The sequence below is a fragment of the Oceaniovalibus sp. ACAM 378 genome (genome assembly GCF_008085915.1).
GTDB lineage: Bacteria > Pseudomonadota > Alphaproteobacteria > Rhodobacterales > Rhodobacteraceae > Oceaniglobus.
In genome coordinates this window covers 58,064-78,350 of the sequence record NZ_VSJK01000008.1, presented here as the reverse complement: position 1 = coordinate 78,350, position 20,287 = coordinate 58,064, and the positions used below count along the sequence as shown (strand labels likewise).

The 20,287-nt window shown below is 61.0% G+C and carries 19 protein-coding genes; 3 read left to right on the top strand and 16 right to left on the bottom strand.

Annotated features, from left to right (window positions below; translation table 11 throughout):
- Positions 1-58: 58 nt before the first annotated feature.
- Both FQ320_RS12290 and FQ320_RS12285 read left to right on the top strand, forming a co-directional pair.
- Positions 59-1,354: a glucoamylase family protein gene (locus FQ320_RS12290; protein ID WP_222861609.1), complete on the top strand. Its 1,296-nt coding sequence runs from the start codon at positions 59-61 to the stop codon at positions 1,352-1,354.
- Positions 1,347-2,873 carry a mercuric reductase gene (locus FQ320_RS12285; RefSeq protein WP_148472640.1) on the top strand — a complete coding sequence of 509 codons (1,527 nt, stop codon included), beginning with the start codon at positions 1,347-1,349 and terminating at the stop codon, positions 2,871-2,873. Before FQ320_RS12290 ends, FQ320_RS12285 begins: the two co-directional genes overlap by 8 nt.
- A 9-nt stretch (positions 2,874-2,882) precedes the next feature.
- Here FQ320_RS12285 and ctaD read toward each other — a convergent pair whose 3' ends face one another.
- The 9 genes from ctaD to FQ320_RS12240 form a co-directional block, all read right to left on the bottom strand.
- Positions 2,883-4,541 carry a cytochrome c oxidase subunit I gene (ctaD, locus tag FQ320_RS12280; protein ID WP_148472638.1) on the bottom strand — a complete coding sequence of 553 codons (1,659 nt, stop codon included), beginning with the start codon at positions 4,539-4,541 and terminating at the stop codon, positions 2,883-2,885.
- Between the two features lie 30 nt (positions 4,542-4,571).
- Positions 4,572-5,249, bottom strand: a complete 678-nt coding sequence (locus FQ320_RS12275) for a DUF542 domain-containing protein (RefSeq protein ID WP_148472636.1) — start codon at positions 5,247-5,249, stop codon at positions 4,572-4,574.
- A 430-nt stretch (positions 5,250-5,679) separates the two neighbouring features.
- Positions 5,680-6,462: a glucosamine-6-phosphate deaminase gene (nagB, locus tag FQ320_RS12270; protein WP_148472634.1), complete on the bottom strand. Its 783-nt coding sequence runs from the start codon at positions 6,460-6,462 to the stop codon at positions 5,680-5,682.
- A complete protein-coding gene (locus FQ320_RS12265; RefSeq protein WP_148472633.1) occupies positions 6,459-7,367 on the bottom strand; it encodes an ROK family protein in 909 nt (302 codons plus the stop codon). The genes nagB and FQ320_RS12265 overlap by 4 nt, the downstream gene beginning before the upstream one ends.
- Positions 7,367-8,050 (bottom strand): N-acetylmannosamine-6-phosphate 2-epimerase, encoded by a 684-nt coding sequence (locus FQ320_RS12260; protein WP_148472631.1) that lies wholly within the window; start codon positions 8,048-8,050, stop codon positions 7,367-7,369. Before FQ320_RS12260 ends, FQ320_RS12265 begins: the two co-directional genes overlap by 1 nt.
- Positions 8,051-8,054: 4 nt before the next feature.
- The gene (locus tag FQ320_RS12255) at positions 8,055-9,329 is read right to left on the bottom strand and encodes a TRAP transporter large permease (RefSeq protein ID WP_148472629.1); all 1,275 of its coding nucleotides are present in this window, start codon (positions 9,327-9,329) and stop codon (positions 8,055-8,057) included.
- A complete protein-coding gene (locus FQ320_RS12250; protein WP_148472627.1) occupies positions 9,326-9,805 on the bottom strand; it encodes a TRAP transporter small permease in 480 nt (159 codons plus the stop codon). The genes FQ320_RS12255 and FQ320_RS12250 overlap by 4 nt, the downstream gene beginning before the upstream one ends.
- A 60-nt stretch (positions 9,806-9,865) precedes the next feature.
- Positions 9,866-10,828 carry a sialic acid TRAP transporter substrate-binding protein SiaP gene (locus FQ320_RS12245; protein ID WP_148472625.1) on the bottom strand — a complete coding sequence of 321 codons (963 nt, stop codon included), beginning with the start codon at positions 10,826-10,828 and terminating at the stop codon, positions 9,866-9,868.
- A gap of 47 nt (positions 10,829-10,875) precedes the next feature.
- Positions 10,876-11,631 carry an FCD domain-containing protein gene (locus FQ320_RS12240; protein ID WP_255509482.1) on the bottom strand — a complete coding sequence of 252 codons (756 nt, stop codon included), beginning with the start codon at positions 11,629-11,631 and terminating at the stop codon, positions 10,876-10,878.
- Positions 11,632-11,785: 154 nt separating this feature from the next.
- Between FQ320_RS12240 and FQ320_RS12235 the strand changes: the two genes are divergently transcribed.
- Entirely contained in the window at positions 11,786-12,688 is a 903-nt protein-coding gene (locus tag FQ320_RS12235) for a dihydrodipicolinate synthase family protein (protein WP_148472623.1), read from the top strand.
- Positions 12,689-13,022: 334 nt separating this feature from the next.
- On the opposite strand, the gene FQ320_RS12230 is transcribed toward FQ320_RS12235, so the two are convergent.
- From FQ320_RS12230 to FQ320_RS12195, 7 genes are all read right to left on the bottom strand, one after another.
- A complete protein-coding gene (locus FQ320_RS12230; RefSeq protein ID WP_148472621.1) occupies positions 13,023-13,916 on the bottom strand; it encodes a DUF2189 domain-containing protein in 894 nt (297 codons plus the stop codon).
- 205 nt (positions 13,917-14,121) lie between these two features.
- Entirely contained in the window at positions 14,122-15,009 is an 888-nt protein-coding gene (ccoP, locus tag FQ320_RS12220; RefSeq protein ID WP_148472617.1) for a cytochrome-c oxidase, cbb3-type subunit III, read from the bottom strand.
- The gene (locus FQ320_RS12215) at positions 15,000-15,200 is read right to left on the bottom strand and encodes a cbb3-type cytochrome c oxidase subunit 3 (protein WP_148472615.1); all 201 of its coding nucleotides are present in this window, start codon (positions 15,198-15,200) and stop codon (positions 15,000-15,002) included. The genes ccoP and FQ320_RS12215 overlap by 10 nt, the downstream gene beginning before the upstream one ends.
- Positions 15,201-15,203: 3 nt before the next feature.
- Positions 15,204-15,980, bottom strand: a complete 777-nt coding sequence (ccoO, locus tag FQ320_RS12210; protein WP_187393882.1) for a cytochrome-c oxidase, cbb3-type subunit II — start codon at positions 15,978-15,980, stop codon at positions 15,204-15,206.
- 4 nt (positions 15,981-15,984) lie between these two features.
- Entirely contained in the window at positions 15,985-17,634 is a 1,650-nt protein-coding gene (gene ccoN / locus FQ320_RS12205) for a cytochrome-c oxidase, cbb3-type subunit I (RefSeq protein WP_370513054.1), read from the bottom strand.
- Positions 17,634-17,834, bottom strand: coding sequence for a cbb3-type cytochrome oxidase assembly protein CcoS (ccoS, locus tag FQ320_RS12200; protein WP_148472611.1), 201 nt, complete (start codon positions 17,832-17,834; stop codon positions 17,634-17,636). The genes ccoN and ccoS overlap by 1 nt, the downstream gene beginning before the upstream one ends.
- Positions 17,831-20,107 (bottom strand): heavy metal translocating P-type ATPase, encoded by a 2,277-nt coding sequence (locus FQ320_RS12195; RefSeq protein WP_148472609.1) that lies wholly within the window; start codon positions 20,105-20,107, stop codon positions 17,831-17,833. Before FQ320_RS12195 ends, ccoS begins: the two co-directional genes overlap by 4 nt.
- Between the last annotated feature and the right edge of the window lie 180 nt (positions 20,108-20,287).

Genomic DNA, 20,287 nt, shown 5'->3' with positions numbered 1-20,287 from the left:
GCCGCGAAAAAGCCCCACCCTTTCGCGGTGGTCGGGCGGTGGAGCAAGGGGCGAGCATTTGAATCTTGCCGATCTTGCCGATGACCCCTTGCTGAATACCCTTCAACGTGCCGCGTTTGACTGGATGCTGGACACCGTCAATCCGGTTAACGGACTGGTGCCTGACAATTCCGACGCCGGCGCACCCGCCAGTATCGCCGTCGTCGGCTTTGCCCTGTCATCCTGGCCGGTGGGCGTTTCACGCGGCTGGATCAGCCGCGAACGGGCGCTTGCCTTGACCCTTTCGGCGCTGCGGTTTTTCGCCAACTGTGAACAGGGCGGCGATCAGACCGGCACCGGGTACAAGGGATTTTTCTATCACTTCCTCGATATGGAAACCGGCAGGCGGGTCTGGAACTGCGAACTTTCGCTGATCGACTCCGCGTTGTTATTGGCCGGGTGCGAAACGGCGGCCCGTTACTTTGACTCGAACACGCCCGAGGAAATCGAACTGCGCACCCTGTCCCGCGGGCTTGTCGCATCCGTGGACTGGACCTGGGCGCTGGCCGATGGTGGGACATTGTCGCAGGGCTGGCACCCTGAAACCGGCTTTATCCGTTATGACTGGGAAGGCTATTCAGAGGCGCTGATCCTCTATGCATTGGCGCTGGCGTCAGACACCCATCCAATTCCGCCCGACAGTTACCGCGCATGGCGGCTTACCTATCAGTGGGAAAATATCTATCGCCACGACACACTTTATGCCGGACCGCTGTTCATTCATCTTTTCTCGCATATCTGGCTGGATTTCCGGCAGATCGCGGATGGGTTCAACCGCGACCATGGGATCACCTATTTCAAAAATTCCACCCGCGCGGTGCAGATCCAGAGTGATTATGCCCGGCTGAACCCGCGCGGGTTCGAAGGCTATAGCGCGGATTGCTGGGGCTTTACGGCATGTGACGGACCGATTGGAGCGATGCACACCGCCGACGACACCGGCCGGCAATTTCTGGGATACACTGCGCGGGGCGCGCCGTTCGGGCCGGACGACGGAACCATCGCGGGATGGGCACCGGCAGCCGCCCTGCCCTTTGCCCCCGTGCCCGCAATGGCGGCGCTGCGTCACATGCTGCGCGGCTATCCCGGCATGTTGCGCGACCATCGGTTCCTTGGCTCATTCAATCCCAGCCTCCCGGGCGGTGGCCCCGAAGGTTGGGTCTGTCCACGGATATACGGGCTGGATCAGGGGTTGCTGGTCCTGATGATCGAAAATCATCGCAGCGGCATGATCTGGGATTTGATGCGCGATTCCCCGGTCTTTCAACAGGGACTGCGGCGCGCGGGATTCAAAGGGGGCTGGCTAGATGAATGAGGCGATTTTTGACCACGACACAACAGATCCCCGGCGCGAAATCGAACGCAATCTGCGGCCAGAGGACTGGTGCAATCCTGTCCCCGATGGACGTTATAACCTTGCGGTGATCGGTGCGGGCCCTGCGGGCCTTACGGCGGCGCGGATCGCGGCGGGGCTTGGCGCCCGCGTCGCGCTGATCGAAGCAAACGTCCTTGGCGGCGACTGCACCAACATCGGCTGCGTTCCGTCCAAGGCGATCATCCGCAGCGGACGATTGCATGCCGATATGGCACGTGCGCGCCACTTTGGCGGTGTGGCGATCGAAGCAATCCCCGATCAGGCACTTGCGCTTGATCGGGTGCGCAAGGCGCAGGCGCGGATCAGCCGATCGGAAACCGCTGCGTTGCTTCGGGCCGAAGGGATCGACCTTTATTTCGGCAAGGCGCGCTTTGCCGATCACCGCTCGCTGCGGGTTGGCGATACAACCATCCGTTTCGCGCGCGCCATCGTGGCGACGGGTGGCACCTTGCTTCCCCCCGACGTGCCCGGACTGGCGGAGATAGGCCATGAAACCGTTGAAACGCTGTTCAATCGCGACACCCTTCCACGCAGGATGATGGTGATTGGCGGCGGGCCTCTGGGCTGTGAAATGGCGCAGGCGTTGTGCCGTCTGGGGGTCGAGATCATCCTTGTCCAGAACACCCCAAAGTTCCTCCCGCGTGAGGAACGGGACGCAGCACAACTGTTGTCGGAATCGCTGGCCCGGGATGGTATCCAGATCCACCTGAACACCACGGCGACCAGGGCCCGCCGGACGGCGCAGGGCAAGGAAATCGCGCTCAGCACCGGCGGCGATACCTTTGCCATCACAGTGGACGAGGTGCTGACCGGGGTGGGTCGGATGCCGCGGATCGCGGGTCTTGATCTGGACGCGGCGGGTATCAAAGCCGATCCGGTAACCGGGATTGCGGTGGACGATTTCATGCGCACCAGCAACCGCCGGGTGTTTGCCGCAGGTGACGTCTGCGGCGGTTATATGTTCACCCATGTGGCCGATGCGGCGGCGCGTCTGGCCGTGCAAAACGCGCTGTTTTTCGGGCGAAAACGGTTCAGCCGCCTGACCATCCCGTGGTGCACCTTTACCGATCCTGAAATCGCCCATGTGGGGCTTTATGCCGATCAGGCGTTCAGCAAGGGCATCGCGATCAAGACATATACCGTCCTCATGCACGAGGTCGACCGCGCGATCACGGACGGCGAAGAGACGGGCTTCGTCAAGATCCACACCGCTCAGGGAACCGACCGCATCGTTGGCGCAACAGTTGTCGCGCGTCATGCGGGCGAGATGCTGAACGAAATCACACTGGCGATGGAGCGTCGGATCGGGCTGCGCGCATTGTCGGGCGTGATCCACGCCTATCCGACACAAAGCGCTGCAATCCGCTCGGCCGCCGATGCCTGTGTTGCCGACCGCCTGACCCCGCGTCTGAGACGGGTTTCGGGCTGGTGGATGTCGGCGCTGCGCCGCGCCGGTTAGCCCGCCCTGTCATCCGTGCGCCCTCTCCCAATCCTTTCGCTCGGGCAGAATGTCGAACGTGTGTTCCGGCACCGGCGACGGCAAGGTCCATTCCAGCGTATCGGCGTAATCGCCCCAATAATTCGGCCGTGTCTCGCGTTTGCCGGCCAACAGGGTGTAGAACACGATCCCGATGAACAACAAAAACGAGGCAAAGGACAGGAATGCCCCCCAGCTCGACACTTGGTTCCACAGCGCGAATGCGTCGGGATAGTCGATATAGCGGCGCGGCATCCCCTGTCGTCCCAGAAAATGCTGCGGAAAGAACGTCAGGTTCGCGCCGATGAAGAACATCCAGAAATGCAGCTTACCCGCCCATTCGGGATACTGCCGTCCCGACATCTTGGCGAACCAGTAATATATCCCGGCAAGCAGGGCAAAGATCGCTCCGAGGCTCATGACATAGTGGAAATGGGCGACCACATAATAGGTATCGTGATAGGCTCGGTCGACGCTCGCCTGCGCCACGACCACGCCAGTGACACCGCCCACGGTGAACAGGAAGATAAAGCCAAAGGCGAACAGCATCGGCGTCTTGAACTCAACCGAGCCACGCCACATCGTCGCGATCCAACTGAAGATCTTGATACCCGTCGGCACGGCAATGGTGACCGATGCGATCTGGAAAAAACTCTGTTGCGTGATCGACATGCCGACGGTGAACATGTGATGCGCCCAGACTGCAAAACCCAGACTGCCGATGCCGATCAGCGCCCAGACCATGGGCAGATAGCCAAAGATCGGCTTTTTCGAGAAGGTGGAAACCACATGGCTGACGATGCCGAACCCGGGCAGGACGACGATATAAACCTCGGGGTGGCCGAAGAACCAGAACAGATGCTGATATAGCATCGGATCGCCCCCGCCCGCCGGATCAAAGAATGTCGTGGCAAAGTTGCGATCGACCAACAGCATGGTCACCGCCCCCGCCAGCACCGGCACCGCCATCAACAGCATCCATGCGGTGACAAAGATCGACCAGGCGAACAGCGGCACCTTGAACAGGGACATTCCCGGCGCGCGCATGTTGAGAAATGTGGTGATCATGTTGATCGCGCCAAGGATCGAACTTGCCCCCGACACATGGACGGCGAAAATCGCCAGATCCATCGAATACCCGCCGTCGCGGACCGAAAGCGGCGCATACAGCGTCCAGCCGACGCCCGCCCCGTGTGAGCCATCCCCGCCCGGAGCAAAAAAGGACGCAATGGCAAGTCCGGTGCCCGCAAGGAACAGCCAGAAGCTGAGGTTGTTCAGCCGCGGAAAGGCCATGTCGGGCGCGCCGATCATCAGCGGCATGAAATAATTGCCAAAACCGCCGAAAAGCGCCGGAATCACGACGAAAAACATCATCAGAACACCGTGATAGGTGACCAGAATGTTATAAAGATGCCCGTCGGGCGTGCATTCCCCCGAGGGCCAGAACCGCATGCCTTCGGCGCACATGTATTGCACGCCCGGCTCCATCAGCTCCAACCGCATGAACACCGACAGCCCCGCCGCAATCAACCCGACGGCGGCGGCCGTAAACAGGTAGAGGATGCCGATGTCCTTGTGGTTGGTCGACATGAACCAGCGGGTAAAGAACCCGCGCTTGTCCCCGGTATATCCCTGCGTCGCGTCGGTCATCTTGGCCTCCATCGTCAAGGGTGGTCGCGGTCAGTCCTGCATCGCCATCTCATAGCGCGGAAAAAGAACGTTGTTTTCCAGATGGATATGCTCCATCAGATCCGCCTTGGAACGCCCGGCCTCGGAATACAGCGCCTGCCACGATGCACAGGCATCCGTCGGCGCGCAAAGATCTTCGGTCAGCCGCGCGATCTGATCGAGGAAGAAAGCATGGTCGTTGTGATCGTGGCGCAATTCCCGCAACGGATTGCCCAGCCGGTCCATCGCCTTTTGCCGCATGGCCGGAAAGAGGATCAGTTCCTCCTTCTTCATGTGCACTTCCATCTCGCCCATGAACCGCGTCAGCGTCTCGGCAAGTCCGGCGGGGACCTGCGGATGGTTTACATGGGCCGTCTCGACCCTGTGTGAAAGGTCGATCAGATCGGGGATCTGGCGGCGATGCACCGCGTGATACCGCGTCTGAATGTGATCGATCAGGGCTGTCGTTTCCCGCGGAGCTGACGGCGTCGCCGCCGGGTCAAGCGCGCCAAGCGTGGTGTCGATCACTCCTAGGTCCAGATTGCGGCGCGCGGCGGCATCAATCAGCGTTACATGGCCCTGACAGCAGTAATCGATGCCAAATTCGCGAAAAACGCCCGACGCGCCGGGCAGATGTGCGGCGATGTCGCCGACGTTCTGGTTGTGCAACGTGTCTACGCTTTGGGCCATGGAACGCATCCTTCAGTTCCCTGCGGATCGCGCGATTGGCGCCGTCACCGCGAAGGGCCGACAGACTCTGACGTCGAATTTGAAATACCGCGGCGACGCGACGATCGTTCGAATCCGAGGTAATTGGTATTTATGATGCGTATTCTCTCCCTCAATATTACGCCTTGTCAATACCAATTAACCAATGCGTCGCTCTTCAGCACTTTCAGGATGAGGTCTGCATTCACGTCCGTCGTCCAACGCCGCGATCCTGCCCAACGGCCTTCGGCTTGGGCGACCGGCCCAACCGATCACTCTGGACAAGGTCCTGCGCTATCTCGACGGCTTGAGATGAAATTCGAATACCAAAAGGCCCGCCAGTTTGCGGGCCTTTGTCATTCAATGACCGCCTTAGGTGCGGCTTTGCGCGCTTACGCGACCGATTGCCCGATCACTCAAAGGTGCTGTCGCGTCCGCCCGGATGCACCGTTTCGTAATATTCGAGAAGGGTCAGACGGGCGGCGGAATCGCGATCAAGGATCACCGTGGCATGGGCATGAAGCTGCAACGCCGAGGCGGGGCACATGGCGGTGACTGGGCCTTCAACCATGCCCGCGACCGCATCGGCTTTGGACCCGCCGGTGGCCAGCAGCAGACAGTGCCGGGACTCCAGAATGGTGGCCACGCCTGTGGTGATGGCAAAGCGGGGCGTGTCGTCGAAGGATGCGAAATACCGCTGGTTGGCGCGGCGGGTGCTTTCGGTCAGCGTTTTAACCCGGGTGCGCGAACCAAGACTGGCGGTGGGTTCGTTGAACCCGATATGGCCATTCTCTCCGATCCCGAGGATTTGCAGATCAATGCCCCCCGCCGCCGCGATCAGGGCTTCATAATTCTGCGAAGCGGCCTGTGGATCGGCGGCATCGCCCTTGGGCAGATGGGTGCGCGCCGGATTGATATCGACGTGCTGAAAGAACGCGTCCTGCATATAGCGGTGATAGGAACAGGGATGATCCGGTGCCAGACCGATATATTCGTCAAGGTTGAAGCTGGTGGTTGCGGCAAATGACAGCCCTTCGTCGCGGTGTCGCCGGGCCAGTACGTCATAGACCGGCAGCATGGTGGCCCCAGTGGCAAGCCCCAGCACCGCATCGGCCCGGCTGCGCACACAGCGCCCGATAAAATCTGCGGCCCGTTGAACGGCAGCTTCGGCGTCGGGCAGGATCAGAACCTTCACAAGATTTCCTTTCTCAAGTGGGCCGCCAGCGCGCCGATCAGGGGTGCGTCATGGCCCAGTTCGGCAGCAACAAGATGCGGGCGGAACAGCTTGGGTTCATCGCTCAGCGCGTCGCGGATGCGGTCAATATATCCCGGAGCAAGACCGATACTGCCACCCATGGCGACGGTATCAAGTCCAAGGATGGCGGCCAGATCACCGATCAGCGTCGCGACGGCCTTGGCCGAGATGGCAATGATCTGTTCGGCCCAGTCCTGGCCATCGGCGGCGGCGGCAAATACCGCGCGGGCGTCCGCACCATCGTGACCGGCGGCCGCAGCGGCGGCAGCGATTCCACGCCCGCCCGCAATGCTTTCCACGGTTGCCCTGCGCCCACTGCCACAGGGGCCACTGGCGTGGGGGCTGGAGACAAATCCGACGTGTCCGGCCAGCCCGTTGGCGCTGGAAATCAGCCGGTTGGCGATGACCAACCCGCCGCCGACCCCGGTGGAGACTGTGAGATAGGCAAAACTGTCGCTCGAACTTCCGGCGCCGAACAATCCTTCGGCAAAGGCGGCGGCAGCGGCATCATTCAGACAGGTCGCCGCGCCAAGATCACCCGCCAGCCTGTGTTCCAGAGGAAATCCAAGGATCGCGGGCAGCGTACCACGGTTGACGGCATGCCACGCACCTGCGCTATCGACCCGCCCGGTCACTGCCACGCCAAGTGGTGCGCCCGTGGTGTGGCCCAAACGCTCCAGCAAGCCACGGATCACGACGATCTGCGCCTTGGGGTCGGCGGCGGCATCGGTCTGGGTCTGAAGCCGTTCAACGATTGCGCCCTGTTCGATACGGGCGGCGGCGATCTTGGTTCCGCCCAGATCGGCGGCAAAACCGGTCAAATCGGTGCGCGGCAGATCCTTCATCACCTCGCCTCGACCGCCCGGGCGACTGCGTCCTGAAACCAGCCGGTGACATGTTCAAGCCGGGTCAGTGCGGTTCCGACTGTGACCGCATCGGCCCCCGCAGCCATCGCCTGCGCCGCAAGCTCGGGGGTGTTCACGCGCCCTTCGGCCATCACAAAGCCGCCAAGATCCCGGAACGCGCCGATCAGCGCGAGATCCACGCCTTCGGCCCGGCCTGCGGTTTCATCGGTATAGCCCGATAAGGTGGTGCCAAGGATCGCCGCACCTTCGGCAAGCGCCCGTTGGCCATCAACCAGTGTCGCGCAATCGGCCATCGCCAATGCGCCCGCCGCCTTGATTGCCGCGAGGATTGCAGTCGTCGTCTCGGGCCGGGGCCGGTCGGTGGCGTCATAGGCGATGATATCTGCGCCAGCCTCGGCCAGAGCGCGCACGTCCTCCACGAACGGCGTGATGCGCACCGGACTGTCGTCAAGATCGCGCTTGAGGATGCCAATGATCGGCACCGAGACCCGCGGGCGAACAGCGGCAAGGTTCGCCGCTCCCTCGATCCGCAAACCATTTGCCCCACCCGCCACTGCAGCAGCGGCCATGGCGGCAACGATGTCGGGGTGATCCATCGGGCCGTCATCGACAGGCTGACAGGACACGACAAGGCCGCCGCGCAAAGTGTTGAGTACATTCATCAAATCAATCCATCAGGCTGGGCAGACCGGTTGAGAGGATCGGAAAGGCGCAGACCAGAAACAGAACAACGAAAGGCGGTATAAGCCAAGGCAGGATCGCCCGCGCCAATCGGTGATAGGGGATTCCCCCCACCTGTGCCACCACGAACAGGGCCATGCCCATGGGCGGGGTCAGAATGGAGATCATCAGGTTCAGAACCGTGATGATCCCGAAATGCACCGGATCGATACCGAACCCCATGGCGACGGGCACAAGGATCGGCACAACGACGAGCAGGATCACCAGCGCTTCGATAAAACAGCCCAGAACGAAGATCATCAGGTTGACGGCAATCAGAAATGTGACCGGGCTGTCGGCAACCGACAAAAAGAAGGTCGCGATCTGCTGCGGCGCCTGTTCGCGCGCCATGATAAAGCTGAGCAGCCCGACACCGGCAACGATCGTGGCAATCGAGGCCGAGGTGACGGTGGTCTCGTAAAGCGAATCCCAAAGACGGCGAAAGGTCAGTTCGCGATAGAAGATCAGGTCGATCATGATGGCATACAGAACAGTGACCGCCGCCGCCTCGGTTGGCGAAAACAGGCCCGAAAAGATACCGCCGACAATGACCACGGGGGTGAACAGCGCGGGAAGCGATTTCACGAACAACGCACCGATTTCACCTGCACTGCGGCGCGGATCGCGGGGATAGTCGCGTTTGCGGGCAATGAACCAAACCATGACCATCAGCGCGCCAGCACACATGAACCCTGGAACGATCCCGCCAAGGAACAGCTTGCCGATGGAGACGTTGGCGATCACACCGTAAAGGACCATGGTGATCGATGGCGGCACCAGCGGGCCGATCATCGACGAAGCGGCGGTCACGGCACCCGAGAAATCATCGTCGTATCCGGCCTCGCGCATGGCTTCGATTTCCATCTTTCCCAGCCCGCCCGCATCGGCGAGCGCCGAGCCGGACATGCCCGAAAAGAACAGCGAGGCCAGCACGTTGACATGCCCCAATCCGCCGGTGACATGGCCGACCAGGCTGCGCGCAAAGCCAAACAGATGGTTGGTGATCCCGGCCGAGTTCAGCACGCCGGCGGCAAGGATGAACAGCGGCACCGCCAGCAGGGGAAAGCTGTTCAGCCCATCGATCATCCGCTGCATGGCAAAGCTGATGCCCATGCCGGTGAAATAGAAATAGCCCATCGAGACAAAGATCATCGCGATGCCGATGGGCACGCCGATCAGCACGAAGAGCAGCCAGAGAATACCGACGGCGGCAAGGATCATAGCGACGGCTCCCGCGTTACGGACACATCCCGGCGGCCGATCAGGCGGCGCACGATCCGGTGCAATATGAGGAGAGCGGCGACAAAGCCGGACGCATAAAGCAGCGCGTCGGTGGTCGGCAGTGTGACGGTGACATTGTCCCAGGTGCGCAACACGGTCTTGTAACCGATCCAAGCCAGATGTGCCATAATCCCCAGATAAACCAGATCGATCACGGTATAAAGGACGCGGCGTGACCCTTCGGGCAAGAGGTCGGCCAGAAAGGCCATTCTAAGCTGCCCGTCCTGACGCTCAACCTCGGCGATACCGATGAACGCCATCCAGACCCAAAGCCAGCGCGCCGCCTCTTCGGTCCAGACCGGACCACGAAACAGTGGCGTTCGCCCAAACACCTGAATCAGCACGACTCCGATCAGGACGATGAAGATCACTGATGCGACGGTGCCTTCGATACTGTATTTGCGCGGCTGTTTCATTGCCCCTCCCCTTGGTTCAGATCAGCTCCGCGGACGCCAAAGCGCCCGCGAAGCGACGGATCAATCGCCGCGAACGCGAGCGATGGAACCAGCCCCGAACTGCTCTTCCAGCGTGTCATAATACGGCTGCATCGCCGCGCGGAACGGCGCCAGATCGGGGCGGGTGATGGTCAACCCACGCCCTTCAAAGGTGGCGATCAGGTCTTCCTCGGCCTGATTGGTCAGGCTATTGTTCAGCTCACCACCGACCGCGACCGCTTCCTTGATCCAGCCCTGTTCTTCTTCGCTCAGGCTTTCCCACAGATCGTCGGAAATCTGCACCGCAGACGATGCGACGAAGTGGTTGGTCATCGCCACATGCGACTGAACCTCATAGAACTTCATCGCCTCGATGGTCGGCAGGGGATTTTCCTCGGCGTCGACCTGATTGGTCTGAAGCGCCAGATAGACTTCGGCAAAGGCAACGGGCGCCGGGGTGGCACCGACATTTTCAGCATAGGCGATCAGGAAGGGAACGTTGGGTGTGCGCAGGCGCAGACCGGCCATATCCTCGATGGATTCGATGGCGCGGTTCGAGGTGGTCTGACGGGTGCCATAATACCAGACATCCAGCAGTTCGACGCCTTTTTCTTCGAACTTGCCTGCCATCTCCTGCCCCCATGGACCGGCGATGATCTTTTTCAGGTGGTCGAAATCGTCGGCGACATAAGGCGCACCGACAAGGTTCAGCTCGGGGATGATATAGCTCATGTCGGGATAGCCGGTGATGACCATGTCCAACTCGCCCGCCTGAAGCTGTGCAACCATCGCCTTGAAGTCGCCAAGGGTCGAGGACGGGAACAGGTTCACGGTCAGTTCACCGCCCGAGAGTTCAGCCAGCTTGGAGGCGAATTCCTGCGCGCCCTTATAGACGTTCGAGGCTTCATTGTCTTGCAGGCCGAAGGTCAGTTCGCGTTCGGCCATGGCCGGAGCGGCCAATGCCAGGGTCGCCGCGCAGGCGAGAAGCGTTGTTGTCAGTTTCATCATATCCTCCTTGATGTTCGATGAATTTCAGTTCGTTCTGCCGGGCGTCAGGTTTTCCCTTGTTGCGGGGTAAGGCGCGGTGCCTTCAGCCGGGCGCGATAGGACCGGGCCAGATGCCGGTCCATCACATCGGTCGCGGTCATCACATCGCTGTCCAGAATCGCCTGATAAATCTCACGGTGTTCATCATAAGCGATCCGGTCATAGCGTCCGGCGTCGTCCGTCGGCGGGCGGTGCGAGATCATCGTGCTGACGAACATATCGTGCAGCGTCAGGATGACCGGGTTGCCCACAACCGATACCAGAACGCGGTGAAACGCGATGTCGGTCGGCGGGAATTGCGCGGTTCCGATAGCGTCGAAATTACGCTCCAACGCGCCTTGCAGTTTGCTCAGATGGAGGGTGTCGGCGCGTTTCGCCGCCTCGCGCGCTGCGCCGGTCTCGATGAACTGGCGCATCTGTTCCAGATGGGCACCGCTTTCGGCATCACCAAGAACGTCGCGGATATCGTCGCCGGTGGCCTGCAAAACGGTGGCAATTGACGGCCGCGCGGCCCGAGGCCGTTTCCCGGCACCGGCGGTTAAGTAACCGCGCATCTGCATCTGGGCCAGCGCCTCGCGCACTGTGGGTCGAGACGCGGAAAAACGTTCGCAAAGGTCACGTTCGGTCGGCAGTGGCGCGTCCAATCCGATCTGACCACCCCGAATTTCGGCGATCAAAGCGTCGGCGATCAGATCCGGCGCGCGCCTTTGCGCCTGACTGCTGTCCATGTCTTGCACGATTATGCCCCCCTTGTGGTTCATTTGGTATTACCACAACTTTCTCTTGTCAAACAAAAACGAAATCATATAGTCACAGCCGCAAGAAGTGCCGTGCTTCTGTAAGGTTGACCGAAATTTCGGCGATCATTCCGACACGGCCAGATCTCAAGACGGCACATCAAAGGATGATTTTACGATGACTGAAAAATTGACAGGCATGTACGCCGCGCTGATGACGGGGCTGGACGACACTGGCGCGTTCGACGAAGCGCGCCAGCGCAAGCTGACCGCCTATGTGCTGGGTCAGGGTCTGACCGGCCTGTATGTCGGCGGCAGCAGCGGTGAATCCGGACTTTTGGGCGTTGACGAACTGGCGGTGCAGCAGGGTGTGGTGGCCGATTGCGCCAGGGACAGCGGTGCAAGGTTGATCGCCCATGTGGGTATGCCAAACCTGCGCGATTCGATTCGACTGGCGAAACAGGCGTCGGATCTGGGATATCACGGGTTATCCGCCCTGCCGCCGCATTCCTATCCGTTCAGCGACGCCGAAATCGAAGGCTATTATCGCGATCTGGCTGCTGCCACCGATCTGCCGTTGATCGTTTACGAAGTTCCGGTGCGCACTGGCCGCCCAATCGGGTTGGACTCGCTTGAGCGTATTCTGGACCTGCCGAATGTCACCGGGATCAAATTCACCTCGACCGATCTGTTCAAATTCTCGATGCTGCGCCGCCGCCGCCCCGACAGCAGCTATTTCTTCGGTTTCGATGAAATCTATCTGACCGGTGGCGTGTTGGGCGCGGATGGCGGGATCGGCACGACCTATAACATCCTCGGCAAACTTTATGTCGCACTGGATGCCGCCTTGCGCAAAGGCGACCTTGCCCTCGCGCAGGAATTGCAGGACGCCTCGCAGATCTTTGTCGAGGCACTGCTGGACACCGGCGTTCTGCCCGGCATGAAGGCCGCATTCCGGGTGATGGGCATTGATTGCGGCAAGACGCGTGCGCCGATGACCCTGCGGATGTCCGACAAGGATGCCGAAACACATATGCGCGCGGTTCTTGAGCGTCCCGAGATCAAGGCCTGGCTCGCCTGAACGCGATTGTCCGCGCTGCCCGTCAAGATCGCAGCGCGGATTGCCCCTGTGCACGGTACGCAGCCCTTGGGGGGCCTTGAAGATTGTCACCAAATCAGGCGGCTTCGGCACACCCGGCCTGCTGCGCAGCATCGTCGGACAGCCCATCGCACAAGGCACCGAAAACGGCGCCGGATAACTGGCTATGGCAAGGGTCGCCGCAGGACAGGTTGATCCAAGCATGATAACCCGACGCATGAAACCGCCCCAGAGACGACAAAGCCGCCGTTTGTGCAAACGGCGGCTTTCATCGTGATCGGGGAAACTCCTGCCCCCGGCCAAACCCAGGTTTGCCCTAGGCAGGGCGGATGAACATGCGTTCGGAGTCGCCGTGTTGCCGGTCAACGGGGCGCAGGGCGCGATAGGCATGCCATGTGCCGTGGCCGAGCAGCGGGAAAATCACGATCAGACCGATGAACGCCGTGGCCACCGACAGCACAAAAAGACCAAGCACGATGGTGCCCCAGGCGATCATCACCGGCAGATTATTCCACACCGTTGCCATGCTGATACCCAAAGCCGAGAGCGCATCGGTACGTTCTTCCAGCAACATCGGCACCGCGAAAACGCTGATCGCAAAGGAAAACGCCGCAAACAGCGCGCCAACCGATCCACCGACCAGCAGCAAAGCCCACCCTGTCGGCGTCGTGAACAGCATCGGCAGAATCTCGTCCGTGCCGGGAAACGGGTTGATGCCAAAGAACAACGCCCAGATCAGAACCGCCGCCCGCAGCCACAACATCAGCAGCCCCAAAAGCATCACACCCATGAACCATGCCTGAGCGCCGGATTTGGGCCGCACAAACGCCATGCGCAAATATGACGGCTTCTCGCCCGCCTCGATCATCCGGCTTTTTTCATACAGACCGTTGGCGATCATCGGCCCGACAACCATGAAACCGGCCAGTGCGGGAAATAGGGCGTATTCATAGTTGAACAGGAACATCGCCCAGACAATCGCCAACGAAACGACAAACACCCCGATACCATAGAGCAGGCTGGGAATCGGATGGTTCCAAAGATCCGACCACCCTGCCCGCAACCAGCTGAACGCCGTGCGCCAGGGCAAATTCTGCGCCCGCTGGTTCTCACGGGGCAGCGGCGGCACAACCTTGGGGATGCCGTCTGACTCAGGATAGGGATCGGGGGCTTGCAGGACATCGGGGTCGTTTGTGCGATCACTCAGCATGATGATTTCGCCGGCCGATAAGATGCGGCGCCTTCCGTTTGGGGTTGCAGGACACAATCGGGTTTCGACGCAAACGCGACCGAGATCAGATGAACGTTGGCGCCGACAAACAGCGCCAACCCGGAAATCACAGCGACAAGCGCGAAAATACGCCAGCCGGACCAGAAACGCACCGGCGGAGCGCCGTCCGGGCGGGTCGGCGCGATCATTGGGTCGCCTCCTGCCCCAGACGCGCAAGATAGACGGCAAGGGTTTTCCGCTCGACCTCGCTCAGGCGGGTTTCCCACGACGGCATCCAGCCTTGCCGACCGTTCCAGATCGTTTCGAACAATGCGTCTTTGTCGCCGCCATAGATCCAGGCCTGATCGGCGAGGTTCGGTGCGCCCTGTTCCATGTCGCCGGTTCCATCGTCGGCGTGGCAGGCAGCACAGTTGTCGAGATAAATCTCTTCCCCGGCAGAGATGCGTTCCGGCGAAACCGGCGTGTCGGAGGGTGCGATACCGGACAGGGATTGGACATAATCAATGACGATCCGGATATCTTCCCGCCCGAGCATGCCATCGCGACCGAAGGCCAGCATCTGCGAATATCGCGTATCAGGGTGGGTCGAGTTGATGCCGACGCGCAGGGTCTCCATGATTGCATCGGTGTCGCCACCCCAAAGCCACGCATCGTCGATCAGGCGGGGAAAGCCCGGGCCACCGGCCGCATCGCGACCGTGACAGGCTGCACAGTTGTCCCCGAAAATCTGATGCGCGGTCGCGTTGACCCGGCTCATCAGAACGGTATCTCCAAGTATCTCATCGGTGGGCATGGTGACAATCTGGTCGGCCCAGTCCGCCCGCGCCACATTCGCCGCGACGACCTGCTTGGCGACCTGCTCATGCTGATCGATTCCAAGGATACCCTTGGTATAGGTCGTCACCAGTGGCCATGTGGGAAGCAAGATCCAGGTGACCAGCGCATACAGATGTGTGACGATGACAAAGAACCAGATGGCGCGTGGCACCCGGGTGTTCAGCTCGGTGATGCCGTTCCATTCATGACCCGTCGTCTGATGGCCCGTCAGCGGATCGTGTTCTTTTACCGACATGGCGTATCCTCCGATTTGATCTCTTGAGCCGGTCCATCCTCATCATCCAGAATGCTTTTCGCGGCCCTGTCAAAACGCCCGCCAAGGGACGGCCAATAGGCATAGGCCGTGATCCCGATCGACAGGGCGATCAGGTAAAACAGGCCAAAAGACTTGGAAAATCCGACAAACCATTCATGAGAAATATCCATGATCTATTCCTCTGCCTGCGGTTGACTGGTCTGCGCCAGATCCGTCAAATTTCCGAGGATCTGAAGATAGGCGACAACCGCGTCCATTTCCGTCACGCGGTCGCGCCGCCCGTCAAAGAACCGCACTGCCGTATCATCGCCGTATCTGTCCATCACGGCGTCGGCGGCTTCGGTCTCGGGGCGGGCCTGCCCTTTCATGTCATTTTCCGCGTTCTCGATCATCTCGTCGGTATAGGGAACACCGACCGCGCGAAGGGCCGCAAGACGCCCGGGCATGTCGCTGGTCTTCAGCTCTGTTTCGAGCAGGAAGGCGTATTGCGGCATCACGGATTCCGGCACGAGATTGCGCGGGTTCACCAGATGGCGCACCTGCCAATCGTCGGAAAACTTGTCACCCACCCGGGCCAGATCGGGGCCCGTGCGTTTTGATCCCCACAACATCGGGTGGTCGTATTTCGATTCCACCGCCAGCGAATAGGGCCCGTAACGCTCGACCTCGTCGCGCAGACTGCGGATCATCTGCGAGTGGCACGCATAGCACCCCTCGCGGATATAGATGTCCCGCCCCGCCTGCTCCAGCGGGGTATAGATCCGCATGTCCGGGACGTCCTCGACCGTGTCATCGATCGAGAACAGCGGGGCGATTTCGACAAAACCGCCGATGCTTGCCGCAACGATGATCCCTGCGGTCAATGCCATCGAATGCCGTTCCATCCGATAATGGGTACGCGCCTGAAAATCGAACAGCTTGGCGAAAGGTTTGAGAATGGTTTTGAACATTGGATTACTCCGCAGCCGGCAATGCCGGCTCCATGGCTTCGGAGGAGGTCGGATAGTCGAGTTCGGGTGCCTTTTGCGGAACATGAAGGATCGTCATGACCACGTTCCACAGACAGATGCAGGCACCGGTCAGGAACAACAGCCCCCCGAACGCACGGGCGATATAATAGGGATGCATCGCAACCAGACTATCCACAAATGAGAATTTCAGCGTCCCCGTCTCGGTATAGGTGCGCCACATCAGCCCCTGGATGATCCCGCTGTTCCACATGGAAAAGACATAGATCACGGTCCCTGACAGGGCCAACCAGAAGTGCCACTCGACGGCCTTCCAAGAATACATCGTCTCACGCCGCCACAGGACCGGTGTCAGAGCATAGATTGAACCGAAAGTGATCAGTGCCACCCAGCCCATTGCCCCCGCATGCACGTGTCCCACGGTCCAGTCGGTGTAGTGCGACAAGCCGTTGACCGGCCTGATCGCCATGAACGATCCCTCGAAGGTCGACAGGCCATAGAACACCGCCGCCATCATCATGAAGCGCAGCGTGGCGTCATCGCGCACCTTGCCCCAGGCGCCGTTCAGCGTCATCAGCGCGTTCCCGGCCGAGGCCCAGCTGGGCACCAGCAGCATCACCGAGAAGGTCATGCCCAGGGTCTGCACCCAATGGGGCAGCGCAGTATAATGCAGGTGGTGCGACCCGACCCAGATATAGAAGAACACGATGCCCCAAAAGCTGAGGATCGACAGGCGATAGGAATAGATTGGCCGTCCGGCGCGTTTGGGCAGGAAATAATACAGCATGCCGAGAAACCCGGTGGTCAGGAAAAAGGCCACCGCATTATGCCCGTACCACCACTGCGTCATTGCATCCTGCACGCCCGAGAACAGCGAGTAACTTTTCGCGCCGGTCCAGGACGCGGGCACTGCCAGGTTATTGACGATATGCAGGATCGCCACGACCAGAATGAACGACAGGTAATACCAATTGGCGACATAGATATGCGGCTCGTTCCGGCGGGAAAGCGTGCGCATATACAGGATAAAATAGACCACCCAGACGACGACCAGCCAGATGTCGGCGTACCATTCCGCCTCGGCGTATTCCTTGGACTGCGTGACGCCCATGACATAGCCGCTGGCGGCAAGGATACAGAAAAGGTTGAACCCCAACAGCACGAACCACGGTGAAATCTGCCCCGGCATCCGCGCGCGACTGGTGCGCTGCATGATGTGATACGATGTGGCGATCAGCGCGTTACCGCCAAAGCCGAAGATCACGCCCGAAGTGTGCACCGGGCGCAGCCGCCCGAAACCGGACCATGCACCTTCAAAGCGCAGGTCGGGCCAGGCCAGTTGCGACGCAACCCAGACGCCCATGAACATGCCGACCACGGCCCAGATCAGGGCAAGGATGATCCCAACCTTGGTCGGATCGTCATAATAAGAGAGGGCGCGGTCTTCGACCGGTTCGGGGCTGTAAAGCGCGCTGGCGACGATAAAGAACAGCACCCCGAAGAACGCCAACACGATCCAGCCATGCACGCCCATCGGATCGCCATGGCCCGCCGCAGCCATGGCCAGACCGATCAAGGCTCCGAAACCGGCGATTGTCATCGCGGTGGTGCGTTCGGCACCGGTCAGGTTGGACATCATTTCGTGGTCTCCTTTGTCGCGACCGGTGGACGCGGGGTATGTGCAGGCACCAGCGGTGCGTCGTCGTCGTGCAGGATGCGTTCTGCATCACCTGACAGGTCTTCATACTGGCCGTGGCGCAGGCTCCAGAAGAAAGCCGCCAGACCGATGGCCCCCATGCACAGCGTCACGGGTATTAGGAACGTAAGGATGCTCATGCAGAAACCTCCTGCACGGTGATTGGTGCTGCCCGGTGCGTCGGATGCGATTTGCCTGTCCGGTTCAAACGCAGGGCATTGGCAATGACCAGGATCGAAGACCCCGACATTGCCAGCGCAGCGACAAGCGGGGTGACCAGACCGGCAACAGCCAGCGGTATTGCGATGCAGTTATAAGCGATGGCAAGCCCGAAGTTCTGGCGAACGATCCGCGCCGTATCCCGCGCGACCTGCCATGTGGCCGAAACGGATTCGAGATTGTCGCGCAGAAAGACGAAATCGGCGGCTGTCCTGCCCGCATCGGACGCACTCGAGGGCGCCATCGACACATGCGCCGCAGCCAAAGCGGCGGCATCGTTCAACCCGTCGCCAACCATCAGCGTAAGGTGACCATCACGGCGCAGGGTTTCCAGCGTTTCGATCTTGTCTGCCGGTGTCGCACCATGCCGGACGTCGCCAATGCCCAATTCGCCCGCAACACGCCGTGCGCGACTTTCCATGTCGCCCGACAGCATGGAGACGGGAATTCCTGCCGCAGTCAGCGCGGCGACAGCCTGACCCGCGCCTTGGCGCAGGGTTTCGGACAGATCGAAGGAAACCGCCGTTCCGCCCGCAAAGGCAAAGGCGGGGCTGGCGGCGTTTTGCGAAATATCTGCAATCTCGCCCACCCAATCGGCGCGGCCCAGTCTGGCGCGGCGGCCGTCAACCATGGCTTCGACGCCGAAACCCGGCACTTCGGTTTCATCGGTGACCAGCCCCGGCAGATCGGTCAATCGTGCGGCAATGGCGCGGGCCGCCGGATGGACCGAGCGCGCGGCCAGCGCCCGTGCCCCGGACCGGATCGCAGCATCATCCGGCACCGAAACCACTGCGGGCATGCCGGTCGTCAGCGTTCCGGTCTTGTCGAACACGGCGCGGTCAATCTCAGAGAGCCGTTCCAGCGCCGAACCGTCCTTCATCAGAACACCCTCGCGCATCAGACGCCCTGCGGCGACCACATGGGCCACCGGAACTGCCAAAGCCAGAGCGCAGGGACAGGTGATGATCAGAACGCTGATCGCCACAAAGGCCGAAGTCTGCCAGTCGCCGCCGGTCGCCAGCACCCAGCCAATAAAGGTTGTCAGCGCCAGCAAATGCACCACGGGCGCATAAAGCCGCGCGGCGCGATCGGCGATGCGCACATATCTGCCACGCCCGGATTCCGCCGCCGACTGCATCTCGATCATCCGAGCCAGAAACGATTCGTCGGCCGCACGCAGCGCCTCGGCCTCGATCACACCGGTCAGGTTCAGCGTTCCCGCCTCAAGCGTGTCACCCGGCCCGGCTGCCATCGGCATCGCCTCGCCCGTCACAAGCGACCGGTCGATATCGGTTCCGCCCGACACGATCCGCACATCCACCGGAACGCGTTCATTTTCAGCAATGGAAAGGATCGCGCCGGGGCTGACCGATGCAAGGGCCGCATAGGCAAGTGATCCGTCGTTCTGCCGGATCATCGCGCCCTTTGGCGAAAGACGGGCCAGTCCGGTGACGGCACTGCGCGCCCGCTCACGCATCAGATGATCTAGATACCGGCCAACAAGCAGGAAGAACAACAGGGTGACAGCGGCGTCAAAGAACACATGCTCGCCCCCGCGCATCGTTTCGAACAGGCTCAGAACAAGGGCAAGAGTGACCGCCAGCGCGATCGGCACATCCATGTTCAGCCGCCCCAGACGCAGGGCACCGAAGGCCGAGCGATAGAACGGCTGCCCGGCATAAGCCACGACCGGCACCGCAATCAGCGCGGAAACAAGATGAAATGTCTCGCGGGTCTGCCCATCGGCGCCTGACCAGACTCCGACGGAAAACAGCATGATATTCATCGCCCCGAACCCGGCAATCGCCAGCGAACGCAGCAGGTTCTTGCCAACCGGATCGGCCTTGTCGTCTGCGGTGCCGATTTCGGCGGGGGTCGCCGCATAGCCCAGTTTGGCCAGCGCCTCGATGATTGGCATCGGGTCGCTGTCGGGATCAAGAAGCGTGATATTCGCCTGCCTCAGGGTCAGGTTCACCCGCGCTGCGACAACATCCTCGCGCTGTCTCAGCGCGCGCTCGATCGTCGCAACACAGCCGCCGCAACGGATGCCGGGCACCGACAGGATGACGGTTCCTCGCCCCTGCGCGTTCGCGTGTACGGACGCGCGGGTCTGGGCGCGATCCAACGGGCCCGACGCGACCTGAACCGCCCCTGCGACTGCCGATGTACCACTTTGCGTCGTCGTACCCGTCACTTTGCCTGCCCTTGCATTCCGGTCTCAATCTCCAACCGCGCTATCCGCACCAGCCCCAACCGCGCTATCCGCGCCAGCCATCAGCGCGGTACCCGCGCCAGTTCCGTCTCCGGGTGCCATGAAAGGCTACCCCGAACTTTGATCCAGATCAAAGGCCCATGGAGATTTCCGCCATATGGT